15 protein-coding genes are annotated in these 20,775 nt (G+C 58.7%); 14 read left to right on the plus strand and 1 reads right to left on the minus strand.

What is annotated here, in order from left to right:
* Positions 1-140: 140 nt before the first annotated feature.
* From cmk to kdsB, 9 genes are all read left to right on the plus strand, one after another.
* Positions 141-824: a (d)CMP kinase gene (gene cmk, locus C2E15_RS07635; RefSeq protein ID WP_104956836.1), complete on the plus strand. Its 684-nt coding sequence runs from the start codon at positions 141-143 to the stop codon at positions 822-824.
* A 117-nt stretch (positions 825-941) separates the two neighbouring features.
* Entirely contained in the window at positions 942-2,615 is a 1,674-nt protein-coding gene (rpsA, locus tag C2E15_RS07640; protein WP_104956837.1) for a 30S ribosomal protein S1, read from the plus strand.
* A gap of 86 nt (positions 2,616-2,701) precedes the next feature.
* Positions 2,702-2,986, plus strand: a complete 285-nt coding sequence (ihfB, locus tag C2E15_RS07645; RefSeq protein ID WP_038627039.1) for an integration host factor subunit beta — start codon at positions 2,702-2,704, stop codon at positions 2,984-2,986.
* Between the two features lie 205 nt (positions 2,987-3,191).
* Entirely contained in the window at positions 3,192-5,438 is a 2,247-nt protein-coding gene (locus C2E15_RS07650) for a ComEC family protein (RefSeq protein ID WP_104956838.1), read from the plus strand.
* 50 nt (positions 5,439-5,488) lie between these two features.
* Entirely contained in the window at positions 5,489-7,237 is a 1,749-nt protein-coding gene (gene msbA, locus C2E15_RS07655) for a lipid A ABC transporter ATP-binding protein/permease MsbA (RefSeq protein WP_104956839.1), read from the plus strand.
* The gene (gene lpxK, locus C2E15_RS07660) at positions 7,234-8,211 is read left to right on the plus strand and encodes a tetraacyldisaccharide 4'-kinase (RefSeq protein ID WP_104956840.1); all 978 of its coding nucleotides are present in this window, start codon (positions 7,234-7,236) and stop codon (positions 8,209-8,211) included. The genes msbA and lpxK overlap by 4 nt, the downstream gene beginning before the upstream one ends.
* Positions 8,212-8,269: 58 nt before the next feature.
* Positions 8,270-9,481, plus strand: a complete 1,212-nt coding sequence (locus C2E15_RS07665) for a winged helix-turn-helix domain-containing protein (RefSeq protein WP_104956841.1) — start codon at positions 8,270-8,272, stop codon at positions 9,479-9,481.
* A gap of 75 nt (positions 9,482-9,556) precedes the next feature.
* Positions 9,557-9,739 (plus strand): Trm112 family protein, encoded by a 183-nt coding sequence (locus tag C2E15_RS07670; RefSeq protein WP_104956842.1) that lies wholly within the window; start codon positions 9,557-9,559, stop codon positions 9,737-9,739.
* Positions 9,736-10,485 carry a 3-deoxy-manno-octulosonate cytidylyltransferase gene (kdsB, locus tag C2E15_RS07675; RefSeq protein WP_104956843.1) on the plus strand — a complete coding sequence of 250 codons (750 nt, stop codon included), beginning with the start codon at positions 9,736-9,738 and terminating at the stop codon, positions 10,483-10,485. The genes C2E15_RS07670 and kdsB overlap by 4 nt, the downstream gene beginning before the upstream one ends.
* A 100-nt stretch (positions 10,486-10,585) precedes the next feature.
* Here the strand turns inward: kdsB and elyC are convergent, their stop codons facing one another.
* Positions 10,586-11,383, minus strand: a complete 798-nt coding sequence (gene elyC / locus C2E15_RS07680; RefSeq protein ID WP_104959115.1) for an envelope biogenesis factor ElyC — start codon at positions 11,381-11,383, stop codon at positions 10,586-10,588.
* A 125-nt stretch (positions 11,384-11,508) separates the two neighbouring features.
* Between elyC and cmoM the strand changes: the two genes are divergently transcribed.
* The 5 genes from cmoM (at position 11,509) to ldtD (ending at position 20,734) form a co-directional block, all read left to right on the plus strand.
* Positions 11,509-12,294, plus strand: a complete 786-nt coding sequence (cmoM, locus tag C2E15_RS07685; RefSeq protein ID WP_104956844.1) for a tRNA uridine 5-oxyacetic acid(34) methyltransferase CmoM — start codon at positions 11,509-11,511, stop codon at positions 12,292-12,294.
* A complete protein-coding gene (gene mukF, locus C2E15_RS07690) occupies positions 12,291-13,613 on the plus strand; it encodes a chromosome partition protein MukF (protein WP_104956845.1) in 1,323 nt (440 codons plus the stop codon). The genes cmoM and mukF overlap by 4 nt, the downstream gene beginning before the upstream one ends.
* Positions 13,594-14,301: a chromosome partition protein MukE gene (gene mukE, locus C2E15_RS07695; protein ID WP_104956846.1), complete on the plus strand. Its 708-nt coding sequence runs from the start codon at positions 13,594-13,596 to the stop codon at positions 14,299-14,301. Before mukF ends, mukE begins: the two co-directional genes overlap by 20 nt.
* On the plus strand, positions 14,298-18,776 hold the full coding sequence (mukB, locus tag C2E15_RS07700; protein ID WP_104956847.1) for a chromosome partition protein MukB: 4,479 nt from the start codon (positions 14,298-14,300) through the stop codon (positions 18,774-18,776). The genes mukE and mukB overlap by 4 nt, the downstream gene beginning before the upstream one ends.
* A 146-nt stretch (positions 18,777-18,922) precedes the next feature.
* Positions 18,923-20,734, plus strand: a complete 1,812-nt coding sequence (ldtD, locus tag C2E15_RS07705; RefSeq protein ID WP_104956848.1) for a L,D-transpeptidase — start codon at positions 18,923-18,925, stop codon at positions 20,732-20,734.
* The last annotated feature ends 41 nt before the right edge of the window (positions 20,735-20,775 follow it).

Consider the following 20,775-nt stretch of genomic DNA (forward strand, 5'->3'; position numbering starts at 1 on the left):
GATCTTCTTAAAAAGAAGAATATTTAATGCCTGTCTATGCTTAAAGATAACGTTCGGGATGATTGCAGCGTATAATGCGCCGCGACCTGTGAGTAAGCGCAGGTCGCCACAAGAACGACCAGCAGCAACAGGAGAATAAAATGACGGCAACAGCCCCGGTAATTACCATTGATGGACCAAGCGGCGCCGGCAAAGGCACGCTGTGTAAGGCTATGGCCGAAGCGCTGCAGTGGCACCTGCTTGATTCCGGCGCCATTTATCGCGTGCTTGCGCTGGCGGCGTTACACCATCAGGTAGATATCGAATCAGAAGAGGCGCTGGTGCCTATCGCCGCGCATTTGGATGTGCGCTTTGTTTCCACCGATGGAGAGATGGCGGTCATTCTTGAAGGCGAAGACGTTACCGGCGAGATTCGCACTCAGGATGTCAGCAATACGGCATCGAAAGTTGCCGCGTTCCCACGCGTGCGTGAAGCATTGCTGCGTCGTCAGCGCGCATTTCGCGATGCGCCAGGCCTGATTGCCGACGGCAGAGATATGGGAACCGTGGTTTTTCCGGACGCCCCGGTAAAGATTTTTCTCGACGCCAGCTCCGAAGAGCGGGCGCATCGCCGCATGCTACAGTTGCAGGAAAAGGGCTTTAGTGTTAACTTTGAACGCCTTTTAGCCGAGATAAAGGAGCGCGACGAGCGCGACCGTAACCGAGCTATTGCGCCGCTGGTACCAGCGGAAGATGCTTTAGTGCTGGATTCGACCAGCATGAGCATCGAACAGGTCATCGACACCGCGCTGAGCTATGCCCGCGATAAGCTGGCATTAGCCTGAGCCGGCGGCAGAACAGATGCGATAACCTGATGCCATGGACGGTCATCAGGCATGTTAAACAACCCCATCCGGCAGGAAGTCAGGTGGACGTTAAATTTACCTATCTAAAGATTAAATATGACTGAATCTTTTGCTCAACTATTTGAAGAGTCCCTGAAAGAAATCGAAACCCGCCCGGGTTCCATCGTTCGTGGTGTTGTTGTTGCTATCGACAAAGATATCGTACTGGTTGACGCCGGTCTGAAATCTGAGTCCGCCATTCCGGCTGAGCAGTTCAAGAACGCCCAGGGCGAAATTGAAATCCAGGTTGGTGACGAAGTTGACGTTGCTCTGGATGCAGTAGAAGACGGCTTCGGTGAAACCCTGCTGTCTCGTGAGAAAGCGAAGCGTCACGAAGCATGGCTGATGCTGGAAAAAGCTTACGAAGAAGCTGCAACTGTAACTGGCGTGATCAACGGCAAAGTCAAGGGCGGCTTCACTGTTGAGCTGAACGGTATTCGTGCGTTCCTGCCAGGTTCACTGGTTGACGTGCGTCCGGTGCGCGATACGCTGCACCTGGAAGGCAAAGAGCTTGAGTTCAAAGTAATCAAGCTGGATCAGAAGCGCAACAACGTTGTTGTTTCTCGTCGTGCCGTTATCGAATCCGAAAACAGCGCAGAACGCGATCAGCTGCTGGAAAACCTGCAGGAAGGCATGGAAGTCAAAGGTATCGTTAAGAACCTCACTGACTACGGCGCATTCGTCGATCTGGGCGGCGTTGACGGCCTGCTGCACATCACCGACATGGCATGGAAACGCGTTAAGCATCCGAGCGAAATCGTCAACGTGGGCGACGAAATCACTGTTAAAGTGCTGAAGTTCGACCGCGAGCGTACCCGTGTATCTCTGGGCCTGAAACAGCTGGGCGAAGATCCGTGGGTAGCTATCGCTAAACGTTATCCGGAAGGCACCCGCCTGACCGGTCGCGTAACCAACCTGACTGACTACGGCTGCTTCGTGGAAATCGAAGAAGGCGTTGAAGGTCTGGTACACGTGTCTGAAATGGACTGGACCAACAAAAACATCCACCCGTCTAAAGTTGTTAACGTTGGCGACGTGGTAGAAGTGATGGTTCTGGATATCGACGAAGAACGTCGTCGTATCTCCCTGGGCCTGAAACAGTGCAAAGCTAACCCGTGGCAGCAGTTCGCGGAAACCCATAACAAGGGCGACCGTGTTGAAGGTAAAATCAAGTCAATCACTGACTTCGGTATCTTCATCGGCCTGGAAGGCGGCATCGACGGTCTGGTTCACCTGTCTGACATCTCCTGGAACGCAACTGGTGAAGAAGCGGTCCGCGAGTATAAGAAAGGTGACGAAATCGCGGCAGTGGTTCTGCAGGTTGACGCAGAGCGCGAGCGTATCTCCCTGGGCGTTAAGCAGCTGGCAGAAGACCCGTTCAACAACTACATCTCTCTGAACAAGAAAGGTGCGATTGTGACTGGTAAAGTGACTGCAGTTGACGCTAAAGGTGCTACAGTTGAATTAGCAGACGGCGTTGAAGGCTACCTGCGCGCTTCTGAAGCTTCACGCGACCGCATTGAAGACGCTACTCAGGTACTGAACGTTGGCGACGAAGTTGAAGCCAAATTCACCGGCGTTGACCGCAAAAACCGCGTTGTAAGCCTGTCTGTACGTGCTAAAGACGAAGCTGACGAGAAAGACGCTATCGCTTCTGTTAACAACAAACAGGAAGAAAGCAACTTCTCTAACGCTATGGCTGAAGCATTCAAAGCGGCTAAAGGCGAGTAATCGTCTTATGGTTCCGGGCTGCCTCTGGCGCCCGGTGCCATGAGCAGGCTGTCAGACCATTCCAACAGGGATTAACCGGAGGACTAATGACCAAGTCAGAACTTATCGAAAGACTTGCGGCCCAGCAAACTCATATCCCGGCGAAAGCCGTAGAGGATGCGGTAAAAGAGATGCTTGAGCATATGGCCACAACGTTGGCTCAGGGCGAACGCATCGAAATCCGGGGGTTCGGCAGCTTCTCTTTGCATTATCGTGCGCCGCGCGTGGGTCGCAATCCGAAAACCGGTGATAAGGTGGAACTGGAAGGTAAATACGTTCCGCACTTTAAACCGGGTAAAGAGTTGCGCGATCGGGCGAACATTTACGGTTAAGCAAAAGACGACGACTGAAAAACGACACTTTGGTGTCGTTTTTTTTTGCCTGTTATTCAGGAAATGTGTGCTGTCTCGCAGGTCTTGCCGCTTCTCCGGTAATTGAGAGGCAATCTTTGCCGCCCCGCTTCAGACTCGTAACCGCGCCGCCTGCGCAGGGCGTCGCATCCGGGCATACTCATCCGGGATTCATAAGGATGAGACGATGCCCTATACCTTGCCCACACTGGCTTTTATGGCCGCCATCGCCGCGCTGCCCTTACTGTTTCTGCCTCATCTGCCGGGACTGTCGATCCTGATCCCGCTGCTGGGCGGGGCGCTGGCGCTGATGGCGCTACCGGTGCGAAGCGTACGTTTTATCGGCCTCTATGGCATCTTTTTCGTCTGGGCAGCGCTGGCGGCGCAGCAGGCGTTGACTCCCGTCGCCGCGCTCAGCCAGACAAGGATAAAGGTGCAGGCGGAAATCCAACAGGTGATGCAGGAAAAGGAACGGCTGCTCGTCAGGATCCGGGAGCATGATGCCCGGCGACGCTTTCCTCCACTTTACGCCAGCATTGCCATGGGCAAGCTGCGCCAGCCCTGGTGTGCCGGTCAGCGCTGGGAGATGACGCTGCGCTTAAGGCCGGTGCATGCCCGGCTTAATGAAGGCGGGTTTGATGCGCAGCGCTTCGCCCTGGCCGGCAGCATGCCGCTGCAGGGCACGCTGCTGGCGGCCACGCCGGTTAAGGCCGACTGCGGCTGGCGGCACCGCCTGATGTCTCATGCCCAGGCACAGTATCAGCATCTTCCCTGGCGCAGCGTAATGACCGCGTTGCTCTTTGGCGACAGGCAGGCGCTTAGCGCCGGGACGCGCAGCCTTCTGCGCGATACCGGCATCGCACATTTGATGGCGATTTCCGGCATGCATATCAGCCTCGCCGCCTCGCTGGGCTGGCTGGCGGCGCGCCTGCTGCAGTTTTTTCTGCCCGCATGGCGCATAAGCTATTCGCTGCCGTTGCTGTTTAGCCTGGGAGTGGCCGCCGGATATTGCTGGCTGTCAGGAAGCAATCCGCCCGCCATCAGGGCGATGATTGCGCTCTCCGCCTGGGCGCTGACCCGACTGCAGCACATTAACTGCAGTAGCTGGCAAATCTGGCTGATTTGCGTCGGCAGTATTCTGTTTTTCGACCCGATAACCATCCTCTCTGAGAGCTTCTGGCTCTCGATTATCGCCGTCGCCATACTGCTGTTCTGGTATCAGTGGTTTCCGTTGCCTGCGCGCTGGCGCTATCGCAAACGCTGGATGCTGCTGCAGCTGGCGCACCTGCAGGCGGGTATGATATTGCTGCTTGTGCCTCTCCAGGTGTTTATCTTTCATGGCGTCAGCCTGACGTCGTTGCCAGCGAACATGCTGGCAATCCCGGTAGTGACATTTATTACCGTGCCGGCACTGCTGTTCGCGTTGATGATGCCGACCACATGGCTGGCATTTCCGCTCTGGTGGCTGGCGGATCGTTCTCTGGCGCTGCTGTTTTATCTGCTCGCGCTGCTGCCACAAGGGTGGCTGCCGCTTGGCAAAGCGGCAGTGACCAGCAGCCTGATCGTATGGCTGTTGTTCATCGCTTATCGCCTGGGCTGGTGGCGACGTACACCGTTGGCGCTGCTGGTTGCCTGCTGCTTGCCTTCGCTGTGGCAGCTGAGCCGTAACGAACCGGCGTGGCGGCTGGATATGCTGGATATCGGTCATGGTCTGGCGCTGGTGATTTCGCGCAACGGGCACGCGCTGATCTACGACACCGGAAACCGCTGGCCCGGCGGCAGCGCCGCGCGGCAAACCGTGCTGCCCTGGCTGGAGTGGCAAGGGCTGACGGTGGATGAGGTGGTGGTCAGCCATGCGCATCTGGATCATATCGGCGGCCTGGAGGATATCGCGCGCGCCTGGCCGAACGCCAGACTGCGCAGCGCGCTCACGCTGCCAGGGCATCACCCCTGTATTCGCGGCACCGAATGGCAATGGCAGGGGTTGGCGTTTACCGTGCTGTGGCCGCCCGCGATCGGCGCCAACGGCGGTAATAACGATTCCTGCGTGCTGCGTATTGATGACGGGCGGCGAAAGGTTCTGCTTACCGGCGATCTGGAGGCAGAGGCGGAGAGAAAACTTATGCGGCTCGATCGCGCCGCGCTCAAGGCGGAGATTATCCAGGTGCCGCATCACGGCAGTAAGACCTCCTCCAGTGCGCCATTTCTGCGCAACGTTGGCGGCAGCGTAGCGTTAGCCTCGGTGGCGCGTTATAACGCCTGGCGGCTGCCCTCCGCGCAGGTGATTGAGCGCTACCGGCACAGCGGCTATCAGTGGCGTGATACCGCCCGTTCAGGGCAGCTTAGCGTGGCGTTTTATCCTGACGGATGGCAAGTCAAGGGGTTAAGAGAACAAATATTGCCCCGCTGGTATCATCAGTGGTTTGGCGTATAGGGTGAATCCAGGTAAAATAAGCGGCTATTTCAAACAATGCTGGTTAAATAATGCATCAAGATAAAGATCTCTCAACATGGCAGACCTTTCGTCGCCTTTGGCCGATGATCGCACCGCATAAAGCGGGATTGATTGTGGCAGCCGTAGCGCTGATCATCAACGCGGCAGGCGACACCCTTATGCTGTCATTGCTGAAACCTTTACTGGATGAGGGGTTTGGGAAGGCTGATAAATCGGTATTAATATGGATGCCGCTGGCCGTGATTGGCCTGATGCTGGTGCGCGGTGTGACCAGTTACGCATCAAGCTACTGTATTTCGTGGGTCTCCGGCAACGTAGTGATGAATATGCGCCGCCGGCTGTTCAACCATATGATGGGGATGCCGGTCTCCTTCTTCGATCAGCAGTCCACCGGGACGCTGCTATCGCGCATTACCTATGATTCGGAGCAGGTCGCCTCTTCTTCTTCCAGCGCGCTGGTCACCGTCGTACGTGAAGGGGCATCGATTATCGGCCTGTTCATTATGATGTTTTACTACAGCTGGCAGCTCTCCATTATCCTGATCGTTCTGGCGCCGGTCGTTTCTATGGCCATCCGCACCGTCTCTAAACGTTTCCGCAGCATCAGTAAAAATATGCAGAATACGATGGGGCAGGTGACCACCAGCGCGGAGCAGATGCTGAAAGGGCACAAAGAGGTGCTGATTTTCGGCGGTCAGGACGTTGAAGCGCAGCGTTTCAACAAAGTCAGCAACCGTATGCGCCATCAGGGAATGAAGCTGGTCTCCGCCTCGTCTATCTCTGATCCCATTATTCAGCTGATTGCCTCGCTGGCGCTCGCTTTCGTACTGTATGCCGCCAGCTTCCCAAGCGTAATGGACACCCTGACCGCCGGCACCATCACCGTGGTCTTCTCCTCGATGATCGCGTTAATGCGCCCGCTGAAATCCCTGACTAACGTCAACGCGCAGTTCCAGCGCGGCATGGCCGCCTGCCAGACACTGTTCTCGATTCTCGACAGCGAGCAGGAAGTGGATAACGGCACGCGTACTATTGAACGCGCCAAAGGCGATATTGAGTTTCGCAACGTGACCTTTACCTATCCGGGACGCGATATTCCGGCGCTGCGCGATATCAATCTTTCCATTCCGGCCGGTAAAACCGTGGCGCTGGTCGGGCGCTCAGGCTCCGGCAAATCGACCATCGCCAGCCTGCTGACGCGTTTTTACGATATTCAGCAAGGCGAAATTTTGATCGATGGTCACGACCTGCGTGAATATACCCTGCGTTCATTGCGCAATCAGGTTGCGCTGGTTTCGCAGAACGTGCATCTGTTTAACGACACTATCGCTAACAACATCGCCTATGCACGCAACGACGTCTATGACCGCGCGCAGATTGAAAAAGCCGCTGAAATGGCCCATGCGATGGATTTCATTCGCAAGATGGAAAACGGCCTGGATACGGTGATCGGCGAAAACGGCGTGCTGCTGTCAGGTGGCCAGCGTCAGCGTATCGCTATCGCCCGCGCGCTGCTGCGCGATAGCCCGATTTTGATTCTTGATGAGGCGACCTCGGCGCTGGATACCGAATCGGAGCGCGCGATTCAGTCAGCGCTGGATGAACTGCAGAAAAACCGTACCTCGCTGGTGATTGCGCATCGCCTGTCAACCATCGAAAAAGCGGATGAAATCGTGGTAGTGGAAGATGGTCGCATTATCGAGCGCGGCACGCACGATGAACTGATCGGCCAGCGGGGCGCTTACGCTCAGCTGCATAAAATGCAGTTTGGGCAATGATTGAGCGCATCTGGAGCGGACGTTCGCCGCTCTATCTGCTACTGCTGCCGCTCAGCCTGCTGTATGGGGCGATCACCGCCCTGATCCGGCTCAGCTACCGTCTCGGCCTGCGTAAGGCCTGGCGGTCGCCGGTGCCGGTGGTAGTGGTGGGAAACCTGACGGCGGGCGGCAACGGCAAAACGCCGGTGGTTATCTGGCTGGTGGAACAGCTGCAGCGGCAGGGGCTGCGCGTTGGCGTCGTTTCGCGCGGCTACGGCGGCAAAGCGGATCGTTATCCTTTACTGCTTACGCCGGAGACCACAACCGGGCAGGCGGGCGACGAGCCGGTACTGATCGCGCAGCGTACCGGTGCGCCGGTGGCGGTATCGCCGGTGCGCAGCGAAGCGGTGAAAGCGCTGCTTGCCGCTCACCGGCTCGATCTGATTATCACCGACGATGGCCTGCAGCATTACGCGCTGGCGCGCGATATCGAAATCGTGGTGGTGGATGGCGAACGACGCTTCGGCAACGGCTGGTGGCTGCCGGCAGGGCCAATGCGGGAACGTGCCGGACGCCTGCGTCAGGTTGACGCGGTGATTGTGAACGGCGGGGAAGCCGGGAAAGGGGAGATCGCCATGCGCCTGCAGCCGGGCGCGGCGATAAACCTGAAAACCGGCGTCAGCGCGCCGCTCTCCTCGCTCGCATCCGTTGTGGCGATGGCGGGCATCGGGCATCCGCCGCGCTTTTTCGCCACGCTGCGTCAACATGCTGTGCCGGTGGCGCGTGCCGTGCCTTTCGCCGATCATCAGGCCTATCGCGAAGCCGATCTGCTGGCGCTGACGCCGGAGCATGAAGCGTTACTGATGACGGAAAAGGATGCGGTGAAGTGCCGCGCCTTCGCGCATGACAACTGGTGGTATTTGCCGGTGGATGCGCATCTCTCCGCCGCCGCCGAACCGCTACTGCAAAAAATCGCCGCGCTTGGCCGCAACTGAGGTAAAAATTCGGCGATTAATGATTACACTGGTGCTATCCGACTGAAAGGAGCCGCCGATGGCACCCGTTTCTCTTTCCCGTCAGACCGCCCGCAATCTGCATCTTGCGGCGCAGGGTCTGCTGAATCCTCCTGAGCGTAAAGCGCGTTACGATGATCTGCTCGACGCCATCCGGCGGATGTCGTTGCTGCAGATCGATACCATTCATGTTGTGGCGCGCAGCCCTTATCTGGTGCTGTTCAGCCGGCTGGGAGCCTATCCCGAAAGCTGGCTGGAACAGGCGCTGGCTTCCGGCAGCCTGTTTGAATACTGGGCGCACGAGGCCTGCTTTATCCCCGCTGAAGATTATTCGCTGCTGCGCCACCGCATGCTGCAGCCGGAGAAAATGGGCTGGAAGTACAATGCGGCGTGGATGGCGCAGCATGCCGATGAGATCGCCGATCTACTGCGGCATATCGCGACTAACGGGCCGGTACGCTCCGCCGATTTCGCGACCGCGCCCGGCCATCAACCCGGCTGGTGGTCATGGAAGCCGCATAAACGCCATCTTGAAAACCTGTTTACCGCCGGCGAGCTGATGGTCAGCGGCCGGCATAATTTTCAGCGTATCTACGATTTGCGCCAGCGGGTCATGCCGGCGTGGGATGATGCGCGACATATGCTCAGCGAAGAGGCAGCGCGCGAGCGGATGCTGCGTAACAGCGCCGCCAGCCTGGGGCTGTTTCGGGCGGAGTGGCTGCCCGATTACTACCGTCTGAAACGCGTCGCGCTAAAAGAGACGGTAGCGCGCTGGCAGGAAGAGGGCTTTATCGTGCCGGTCACGGTAGAAAAAATGGGCGCCATGTGGCTGCACCGCGACAGCGCCGCCCGGCTGGAAGCGCCGCTGAACGCCAGCCATACGACCGTGCTGTCGCCGTTCGATCCGGTGGTCTGGGATCGGCGTCGGGCCCAGGCGCTCTTCGATTTCAACTACCGTCTGGAGTGCTATACGCCCGCGCCGAAACGCCAGTATGGCTATTTCACGCTGCCGCTCCTGCATCGCGGCGCGCTCAAGGCGAGGCTGGATGCGAAAATGCTGCGCCGCGAGCGCTGCCTGCACATCAAAAACCTGTGGCTGGAGGAGAATGTCAGGATCGGCGCGGGATTCGTCAGGGATTTACAGCGCGCGCTGGATCGCTTTGCCCGCTGGCAGGGGGCGGAGCAGGTGGTGCTGGAGCAGGCGCCGGAGGCGCTGCGTCAGGCGCTGGGGGCGAGCCGGATGCTGACGTAAGCGTGAGATTATCGCCGCATTCCGCGGCTGTGTTATGCTTGCCCTACTGAGGCTTCGGGCCATTACGGAGGAAACATGGATCACCGTTTACTTGAAATCGTCGCTTGTCCGGTCTGTAACGGCAAGCTCTACTACAACAAAGAGCAGCAGGAGCTGATTTGTAAACCAGACGGCCTGGCTTATCCGGTACGTGAGGGTATTCCGGTGCTGCTGGAAAATGAAGCCCGCACCCTGTCCGCGGACGAGATACATCCATGAGTTTTGTCGCCATCATTCCGGCCCGCTTCGCCTCGACGCGTCTGCCGGGCAAGCCGCTGGTGGATATTCATGGCAAACCGATGGTCGTGCATGTGATGGAGCGGGCGATCCAGTCGGGCGCCGATCGCGTGATCGTCGCGACCGATCATCCCGACGTGGCGGCGGCGGTAACGGCGGCCGGCGGCGAAGTCTGTCTGACGCGCCCCGATCATCAGTCCGGCACCGAGCGGCTGGCGGAAGTGATCGAGCAGTGCCGGTTCGCGGATGACGCCATTATCGTTAACGTGCAGGGTGATGAGCCGCTGATCCCGCCGGAAATTATCCGTCAGGTCGCCGATAATCTGGCGGGCGCGGCAGCCGGCATGGCGACGCTGGCGGTGCCGATCGACAGCGCGGAAGAGGCGTTTAACCCCAACGCGGTGAAGGTGGTGCGTGATGCGCAGGGCTATGCGCTCTACTTTTCCCGCGCCACCATTCCCTGGGATCGCGAACGCTTCGCCCACTCGCGCGACGCCATCGGTGACAGTCTGCTGCGTCATATCGGCATCTACGCTTACCGCGCAGGCTTTATCCGCCGCTATGTCAGCTGGGAGCCAAGCCAGCTGGAGCAGATCGAACTGCTGGAGCAGCTGCGTGTCCTCTGGTACGGCGAAAAAATCCACGTCGACGTGGCGCGCACGCTGCCTGCGGCGGGCGTCGACACCGCGGAAGATCTGGCGCGCGTACGCGCGGTGCTGGCCGGCTAAGTCAGCAGTCCGTCTGACTACGGCGGCGTGGTTCAGACGCCGTTAATACAGAGGGAGAGGCGACGGCCTCTCCCTCTTGTTTTTCAGGGCTTCAACGCTGCTACGGCGCCGGTTTCCCGTCGGCCCCGCTACCTGCCGCCTGTTTACCGTTTATCCTTTGCCAGAGACTGCCCAACCCTTCATAGACGGCGCGTTCGCTATGGCTAAGCCACAGCGGCGAAGGCAGCGCCTTTTCCCACCCGTTGAGCGGCGAAGCGATCGCCATCTGATTTGCCGGCGCCGCCAGAGGCGACAACCCCTGATGATGGAAAAAAGCCATCGCGCGTGGCATATGGTTGGCGGAGGTGACCAGCAGGAACGGACGCTCTCCGACCCGCTGTTTTACCGCCCGCGCCTCATCGTCGGTGTCGCGCGGCTGATCAAGCAGAATGATATCCGCCTGCGGCACGCCGAGCGATGCGGCGACCGTCGCCGCCACCTGCGCATTGCTCACCGGATTGCGCTGCGCCGCGCCGCCGGTAAAAATCATTTTCGCTCCCGGATGCATGCGCCACTGACGTACCCCTTCGGTGACGCGCGGCAGGCTGTTGCCGATCAGGTTCGAGCTGGGCGCCCAGGCGGGATTCCAGGTATAGCCGCCGCCCAGCACCACAATATAGTCAATATTGTCTGCCTGATTGCGGGTAGGATAGCGATTCTCCAGTGGACGCAGCAGGCCGTCGGCAATCGGCTGCAGGCTCAGCGCCAATAACAGGGCCCATCCCACAGAAATGATAATTTTTCCGCTTTTTTGCCAGCGGCTGAACCAAAGCAGCAAAAGCCCGACGGCCATCGTCAAAAGCAGGAGCGGCAAAGGCAGCAGCAGCCCGCCAGCGATTTTTTTTAGGGTAAAAAACAGCATTACGGATTCCTTTTGTCCGAAAAAACATCATCCGAGAGCCAGAGTCTGCATCAAAGGTTCATTCTGCGCCGGGGTATGACAAAATAGGCGCCACTTAACGGCCATTCACCGGAGCTGCCGCAATGCAGGATCGTAACTTTGACGATATTGCAGATAAATTCGCGCAAAACATTTACGGTACCACTAAAGGGCGTATTCGTCAGGCTATCCTGTGGCAGGAGCTGGACGCGCTATTAACGACGCTGCCGGCGCGTCCGCTGCATATTCTCGACGTCGGCGGCGGGCAGGGGCAAATTGCCTGCGGCCTCGCGGCGCGCGGGCATCAGGTGCTGCTGTGCGACATCTCCGGTGAAATGCTGCAGCGCGCCCGCGCCAATGCGGAGCAGCAGAACGTGATTGCCCACATGCAATTCAAACAAATTAGCGCGCAGCAGGTGGCGCAACATTTGGATAAGCCGGTCGATCTGGTATTGTTTCACGCTGTGCTGGAATGGGTCGCCGAGCCTGAAGCGATCCTCGCCGCGCTCTACGACGCGCTGGCGCCGGGCGGGGTGCTGTCGCTGATGTTTTATAACCTGCACGGCCTGATCCTGCAGAACCTGGCGCACGGCAATTTCGGCTGGCTGGAAGCGGGCATGGTCAAGCGGAAAAAGAAAACGCTGTCGCCCGATTATCCGCGCGATCCCCAGCAGGTTTATCAGTGGCTGCAGGCGTGCGGCTTTATCATTGAGCGCCGCGCCGGCATTCGGGTATTTCATGATTATATGCACGACAAACAGTTAAGAATTGATGAATTTGATCGGGTGCTGGCGATGGAGACGCGCTATTGCCGACAGGAGCCCTTTATCAGCCTCGGGCGTTATATCCATGTCACCGCGCGGAAACCCGCCCAGAAGGACCAACTATGAGTGATTTTTCCCAGACTGTCCCGGAGCTGGTCTCCTGGGCACGGAAGAATGATTTTTCCGTTTCGTTACCTACCGAACGTCTGGCCTTCCTGCTGGCTGTCGCCACGCTCAACAGCGAGCGCATGGACGGCGAAATGAGCGAAGGCGAACTGATTGACGCCTTTCGCCACGTCAGCAAAGCCTTTGAACAGACGCATGAAACCGTTATGGTGCGCGCCAACAATGCGATCAACGATATGGTGCGCCAGCGTCTGCTTAACCGCTTTACCAGCGAACTGGCCGACGGCAACGCTATCTATCGTCTGACGCCGCTGGCCATCGGCATTACCGATTACTATATCCGCCAGCGCGAATTCTCTACGCTGCGCCTGTCGATGCAGCTTTCGGTGGTGGCGCAGGAGCTGAAGCGCGCGGCGGACGCGGCGGAAGAGGATGGCGACGAGTTCCACTGGCATCGCAATGTCTTCGCGCCGCTGAAATATTCCGTGGCGGAAATTTTCGACAGCATCGATTTAACCCAGCGCCTGATGGATGAACAGCAACAGGCGGTAAAAAGCGATATCGCCGAGCTGCTGAATCAGGACTGGCGCGCGGCGATCTCCAGCTGCGAGCTGTTGCTCTCCGAAACGTCCGGCACGCTGCGCGAGCTGCAGGATACGCTGGAGGCCGCCGGCGACAAGCTGCAGGCCAACTTGCTGCGTATTCAGGACGCGACGCTCGGCAGCCCCGATCTCGGCTTTGTCGATAAGCTGGTGTTCGATCTGCAAAACAAGCTGGATCGCATTATCAGCTGGGGCCAGCAGGCGATCGATCTCTGGATCGGCTATGACCGTCACGTCCATAAATTTATTCGTACCGCCATCGATATGGATAAAAACCGCGTCTTTGCGCAGCGGCTGCGCCAGTCGGTGCAGAACTACTTCGATCAGCCCTGGGCGCTGACCTACGCCAATGCGGATCGCCTCTTTGACATGCGTGACGAAGAGATGGCGCTGCGCGACGAAGAGGTCACCGGCGAGCTGCCGTCGGAGCTGGAATATGAAGAGTTCAATGAAATCCGCGAGCAGCTTGCAGCCATGATTGAAGAAGCGCTGCAGATTTACAAAACCGAAAATAAACCGCTTAACCTCGGCGAGGTGATGCGGGACTATCTGGCGCAGTATCCACGCGCCCGTCATTTCGACGTGGCGCGCATCGTCGTCGACCAGGCGGTGCGTTTAGGCGTGGCGGAAGCTGATTTTTCCGGGTTGCCGGCGCAATGGCAGCCCATTAATGATTACGGAGCCAAGGTGCAGGCGCATGTCATCGACAAATATTGAACAAGTGATGCCAGTTAAGCTGGCACAGGCGCTGGCGAATCCGATTTTTCCCGCGCTGGACAGCCAGCTGCGTGCGGGCCGACATATTGGTATTGAAGAGCTGGATAACCACGCCTTCCTGATGGATTACCAGGAATATCTGGAAGAGTTTTACGCGCGTTACAACGTAGAGCTGGTGCGCGCGCCGGAAGGCTTTTTCTATCTGCGTCCGCGCTCCACCACGCTGATCCCGCGTTCGGTGCTGTCGGAGCTGGATATGCTGGTGGGTAAAATTCTCTGCTATCTCTATCTCAGCCCGGAGCGCCTGGCCAATGAAGGCATCTTTTCCCAGCAGGAGCTGTATGACGAGCTGCTGAGCCTGGCGGATGAACACAAGCTGCTGAAGCTGGTGAACCAGCGCTCCACCGGCTCCGACCTCGATCGGCAGAAGCTGCATGAAAAAGTGCGCGCTTCGCTAAGCCGCCTGCGCCGTCTCGGCATGGTGTGGTTTATGGGCAACGACAGCAGCAAGTTTCGCATTATGGAATCGGTATTTCGCTTTGGCGCGGATGTGCGCAGCGGCGATGACCCGCGCGAGGCGCAGCTGCGCATGATCCGCGTCGGCGAAGCCATGACGCTGGAAGAGAGCGCGGAAGAACAGGACGCCCTGGCGCGCCAGACAGAAACGGCGGAGGATGAAGAGGAATGATTGAACGCGGTAAGTTTCGCTCGCTAACGCTGATTAACTGGAACGGTTTTTTTGCGCGCACTTTTGAGCTTGATAACCTGGTGACCACGCTTTCCGGCGGCAACGGCGCCGGCAAATCCACCACCATGGCGGCTTTTATTACAGCGATGATCCCCGATCTGACGCTGCTGCATTTCCGTAACACCACCGAAGCCGGCTCGACCAGCGGCTCGCGCGACAAAGGCCTGCACGGCAAGCTGCGTCCCGGCGTCTGCTATTCGGTTCTCGATGTGGTCAACTCGCGCCATCAACGCGTGATCGTTGGCGTACGGCTGCAGCAGGTAGCCGGACGCGATAAAAAAGTTGATATTCGTCCCTTCAGTATTCACGGCCTGCCGAGCGCGCAGCATCCTACCGAAGTGTTGACGGAGACGGTCGGTACGCGCCAGGCGCGCGTGCTGCCGCTGAATGAGCTGAAAGATCGCGTCGAGGCGATGGAAGGGGTGCAGTTTAAACAGTACAACTCCATTATCGACTACCACAGCCTGATGTTCGAACTGGGTATCGTGGCGCGCCGTCTGCGTTCCGCCAGCGATCGCAGCAAATTCTACCGCCTGATCGAAGCCTCGCTTTACGGCGGCATCTCCAGCGCTATCACCCGCTCGTTGCGCGACTACCTGCTGCCGGAAAACAGCGGCGTGCGTAAAGCGTTCCAGGATATGGAAGCCGCGCTGCGTGAAAACCGCATGACGCTGGAGGCGATTCGCGTCACCCAGTCCGATCGCGATCTGTTCAAACATCTGATTTCCGAAGCCACCAACTATGTCGCTTCGGACTACATGCGCCACGCTAACGAGCGCCGCATCCACCTGGACGGCGCGCTGGTGCTGCGCAACGATCTTTTCGCCAGCCGCAAGCAGCTGGCCGCCGAGCAGTATCGCCATGTCGAAATGGCGCGCGAGCTGGCTGAACACAGCGCCGCCGAAAGCGATCTCGAAACCGACTACCAGGCCGCCAGCGATCACCTTAACCTGGTACAGACGGCGGTGCGTCAGCAGGAGAAAATCGAGCGCTATGAAGCCGATCTTGATGAGTTGACCTACCGTCTGGAAGAGCAGAATGAAGTGGTGGCCGAAGCGCGCGAGGTGCAGGACGAAAGGGAAGCGCGCAGAGAAGCGGCCGAGCTGGAAGTCGATGAGCTGAAAAGCCAGCTGGCGGATTACCAGCAGGCGCTGGACGTGCAGCAAACGCGCGCGATTCAGTATCAGCAGGCGCTGGGTGCGCTGAAGCGCGCGCAGGAGATCTGCCGTCTGCCGGAGCTGAACATCGACAACGCCGAAGAGTGGCAGGAAACCTTCCAGGCACGCGAGCAGGAAGCGACGGAAACCCTGCTGCAGCTGGAGCAAAAAATGAGCGTGGCCGAGGCGGCGCACGGTCAGTTTGAACAGGCGTTCGAGCTGGTGTGCAAAATCGCCGGGCCAGTCAGCCGCAGCGAAGCCTGGCAAACCGGACGGGAACTGCTGCGCGATGCTGCCAACCAGCGTCATCAGGCTGAACAGCTCGCTTCGCTGCGCATGCGTCTCTCCGAAATGGAACAGCGCCTGCGCGAGCAGTATGAAGCGGAACGTCTGCTGAACGAGTTCTGCAAGCGTCAGGGCCAACAGTATGAGGCGCACGAGCTTGAAGCGCTGCAGCAGGAGCTGGAAGCGCGCATCGAGCAGCTGGGGCAGAGCGTCGCCGACGCGGGTGAACAGCGCATGATGATGCGCCAGGAGCTGGAGCAGGTGCGCGAGCGCATCAGCCAGCTGACCGCTCGCGCGCCGCACTGGCTGGCGGCGCAAGAGATCCTGACTCAGCTCAGCGAACAGACCGGACAGCCGCTGGAAAATAGCCAGCAGGTCACCGAATTCATGCAGCAGCTGCTGGAGCGCGAGCGCGAAACCACGGTTGAGCGCGACGAAGTGGCGGCGCGCAAACGTGAAACCGAACAGCAGATCGAACGCCTGAGCCAGCCTGGCGGCTCGGAAGATCCGCGCCTTAACGCGCTGGCCGAACGTTTCGGCGGCGTGCTGCTCTCTGAAATTTATGATGACGTCACCTTTGAAGACGCGCCTTACTTCTCGGCGCTCTACGGTCCGTCGCGCCACGCTATCGTGGTGCCCGATCTATCGCTGGTGCGCGAGCAGCTGGACGGGCTGGAAGATTGCCCGGAAGATCTCTACCTGATCGAGGGCGATCCGCAATCCTTCGACGACAGCGTGTTCAGCACCGAAGAGCTGGAAAGAGCGGTCGTGGTGAAAGTGGCGGAGCGCCAGTGGCGCTACTCCCGCTTCCCAAAAGTGCCGCTGTTCGGCCGCGCCGCGCGCGAGAAGCAGCTGGAGCTGCTGCATAACCAGCGCGAGCAGCTGGCGGAAACTTACGCCACGCTTTCATTCGACGTGCAGAAAACCCAGCGTCTGCATCAATCCTTCAGCCGCTTTATCGGCAGCCATCTGGCGGTGGCGTTTGAAGAAGATCCGGAAGCGCAAATTCGTCAGTTCAACGCGCGTCGCAGCGAAATCGAACGCGCGCTGAACGCCCATGAAAGCGAAAACCAGCAGCAGCGTCAGCAGTATGAGCAGGCGAAAGAGGGCGTGGCGCAGCTTAACCGCCTGCTGCCGCGCGTGAACCTGCTGCTTGACGAGACGCTGGCCGATCGCTGCGAAGAGCTGCGCGAGCTGTTAAGCGAGGCGCAGGAGGCGGCGCGCTTTATTCAGCAGCACGGCAATCACCTGTCGCGCCTTGAGCCATTGCTGAGTGTGCTGCAGAGCGATCCGCAGCAGCATGAGCAGCTGAAAGCGGATTATCAGCAGGCGCAGCAGGCGCAGCGCGAGGCGCGTCAACAGGCCTTCGCCATCACCGAAGTGGTGCAGCGTCGCGCCCATTTCGGCTACGCGGATTCGGCCGGTATGCTGACCGGCACCAGCGATCTCAACGAAAAACTGCGTCAGCGTCTGGAACATGCCGAGGCGGAGCGCGCGCGCGCGCGTGAGCAGCTGCGCGAACATCAGACGAAGCTGACCCAGTATTCGCAGGTGTTAGCCTCGCTGAAAAGCGCATACGACGCCAAGCGCGACATGCTCAAAGAGTTGCAGCAGGAGATGCTGGATATCGGCGTGCAGGCGGACGCCAGCGCCGAAGAGCGCGCGCGCATCCGTCGCGACGAGCTGCATAATGCGCTCAGCCATAACCGCTCGCGCCGCAATCAGCTGGAAAAACAGCTGACCTTCTGCGAAGCGGAAATGGATGGGCTGCAGAAAAAACTGCGTCGCCTGGAGCGCGATTACCATCTCAGCCGTGAACAGGTGGTCAGCGCCAAAGCGGGCTGGTGCGCGGTGATGCGAATGGTGAAAGATAACGGCGTCGAACGTCGTCTGCACCGACGTGAGCTGGCCTATCTCGGCGGCGATGAGCTGCGCTCGATGTCCGATAAAGCGCTGGGGGCGCTGCGTCTGGCGGTGGCCGATAATGAACATCTGCGTGACGTGCTGCGTCTTTCGGAAGATCCGAAGCGGCCGGAGCGCAAAATCCAGTTCTTTATCGCGGTTTACCAGCATCTGCGCGAGCGTATCCGCCAGGATATTATCCGTACCGACGATCCGGTAGAGGCGATTGAGCAGATGGAGATCGAGCTGAGCCGCCTGACCGAAGAGCTGACCGCGCGCGAAAAAATGCTGGCGATCAGCTCGCGCAGCGTCGCGAATATTATTCGCAAAACCATCCAGCGCGAGCAGAACCGTATCCGTCAACTGAACCAGGGGCTGCAAAGCGTCAGCTTCGGCCAGGTGCGCAGCGTGCGGCTGAATGTCAACGTGCGCGAAAGCCACGCCACGCTGCTGGATGTGCTGTCGGAACAGCATGAGCAGCATCAGGATCTGTTCAACAGCAATCGCCTGACCTTCTCGGAAGCGCTGGCGAAGCTGTGGCAGCGTCTGAATCCGCAGATTGATATGGGCCAGCGCACGGCGCAGACCATCGGCGAAGAGCTGCTGGATTACCGTAACTACCTGGAGATGGAAGTGGAGGTGAACCGCGGTTCGGACGGCTGGCTGCGTGCGGAGAGCGGGGCGCTCTCCACCGGTGAGGCGATTGGTACCGGTATGTCGATTCTGGTCATGGTGGTGCAGAGCTGGGAAGAAGAGGCACGCCGCCTGCGCGGTAAAGACATTAGCCCTTGCCGCCTGCTGTTCCTTGATGAAGCGGCACGTCTTGACGCCAAATCTATCGCCACGCTGTTTGAGCTGTGTGAGCGGCTGGAGATGCAGCTGATTATCGCTGCGCCGGAAAACATCAGTCCGGAGAAAGGCACCACCTACAAACTGGTCCGTAAAGTCTTTAATAATACGGAGCATGTGCATGTGGTCGGGCTGCGCGGCTTCTCTGCCGATCCGGTGCCGGGCGCCGGTCTGTCGCAGGCGGAGCAGGGCCAGCGTGAGGATGAAAAAACGCAGGTTTGATGTAGTAAAAATGTTGCGTCACGTTTAATCTAACCAACGGCATTTGCTCTCTGAGACAAATGCCGTTGTTCGTTTATATACCTATTATAATAATTAACAGTCTTGACGGTTTGTTCACCGTCGATAAAAACAGGCAGGGGGCAAGGATGTTGCTGGCAAAGAGTAACGCAGTAAAAAGAACAGCGCTGGCCTGGGCGGTCGCCATTAGCCTGCTACCGATGTTGACGGCTCAGGCGGCAATTATCACCGCCGTACCGGGCCATATCGCAGGCGGCGCGATGAGCGCTGCCGACGCGCAACAAAAAATGCTGGCCGCATTGCCGCAGGGCGTTAAGCCATTTTATACCGGCACGCTGGCCTCCATTTATGCTGCACGCCATATGCAGCCGATCTGGCAGGACAGAGAGGCGGTGCAGCAGTTTCAGCAGCAGCTGGCGGAAGTGGCGCTTTCCGGCGTGCAGCCGCAGTTTACCCAGTGGGTGCAGCAGTTAACGCATCCTGATATTAATGGCCTGGCGCGCGATGTGATCCTGTCGGACGCCATGCTCGGCTATCTGCAGTTTGTCTCCAGCGTGCCTAAACAGGGCGAAGAGTGGCTGTACAGCCGGGTGCCTTACAAAATGGCGCTGCCGGCAATGTCGGTAACCAATCAGTGGCTTTCCGCCGCCGATGCCGGGCATCTGGCGACTTTCGTGCATTCGCTGGCGCCGCAGCATCCGCAATACGCTCGCATGCATAAAGCGCTGAAAACGCTGCTGGCGGACAATCATCCCTGGCCACAGCTTAAAGACAAGCAGACGCTGCGTCCCGGCCAGGTTAGCGATGACGTGCCGGCGCTGAGAGAAATTCTGCAGCGCACCGGTATGTTCGCGCGCAGCGATACGCCTGCTCCCAACGATGATGCAACGCCGGCTGACGCCCGCGCCGTAAGTCAGAGCAGCCAGTCGGCAGCCGTTAGCCCATCGGCGGTAAATGTGGCCGACCTGCCTGCCGCGACGCCGGAAAACCCCGGTAACGTTGCGGCGTCCTCGCCGGCGGCCAATGGTGATAACGTCTACAGCCCTGAGCTGATCGAAGCGGTAAAACGTTTTCAACGCTGGCAGGGGCTGGAGCCGGACGGCTCCGTCGGCCCGCGCACGCGTGAGTGGCTAAACGTCTCGCCGCAGCTGCGCGCCGCGCTGCTGGCGTTAAACATCCAGCGCCTGCGTCTGCTGCCGGACGATATGCGCAACGGCATCATGGTGAATATTCCTAACTATTCGCTGGTTTACTATGCCGACGGCAATAAAATCCTCTCGTCGCGGGTGATTGTCGGACGTCCGGATCGTAAAACGCCGTTGATGCGCAGCGCGCTGAATAACGTGGTACTGAACCCGCCGTGGAATGTGCCGACGACGCTGGTGCGCCAGGATATTATTCCCAAGGTGAAGCGTGACCCCAGCTATCTTTATAAGCATGGCTATACGCTGCTATCGGGCTGGAGCAATGACGCGGAGGTGATCGACCCCAGCATGATTGACTGGAGTATGGTGTCGGCATCCAACTTCCCGTATCGGCTGCGCCAGGCACCGGGCGCCACTAACTCGCTGGGCCGCTTTAAATTTAATATGCCCAGTTCAGACGCCATCTATCTGCACGATACGCCGAATCATGGCCTGTTCCAGAAGGATATTCGCGCGCTAAGTTCAGGCTGCGTGCGGGTAAACAAAGCCTCGGAGCTGGCTAATCTACTGCTGCAGGACGCCGGCTGGAATGATGTGCGCATCTCCAGCAGTCTGAAGCAGGGTGATACGCGCTATGTGCCTATTCGTCATCGCATTCCGGTCAACCTGTTCTACCTCACCGCCTGGGTTACTGATGACGGCGAGACACAGTTCCGAACAGATATTTACAATTACGATACCACCGCTCAGTCGGGGACGCGCATTCTGGCGCAGGCGGGCCAGCTGTTGCTTTAATGGTTGATTTTTTGTTCTTTTATCCGGCCCGCCTGCCCGAT

This window comes from Mixta gaviniae, from assembly GCF_002953195.1.
Taxonomy (GTDB): domain Bacteria; phylum Pseudomonadota; class Gammaproteobacteria; order Enterobacterales; family Enterobacteriaceae; genus Mixta; species Mixta gaviniae.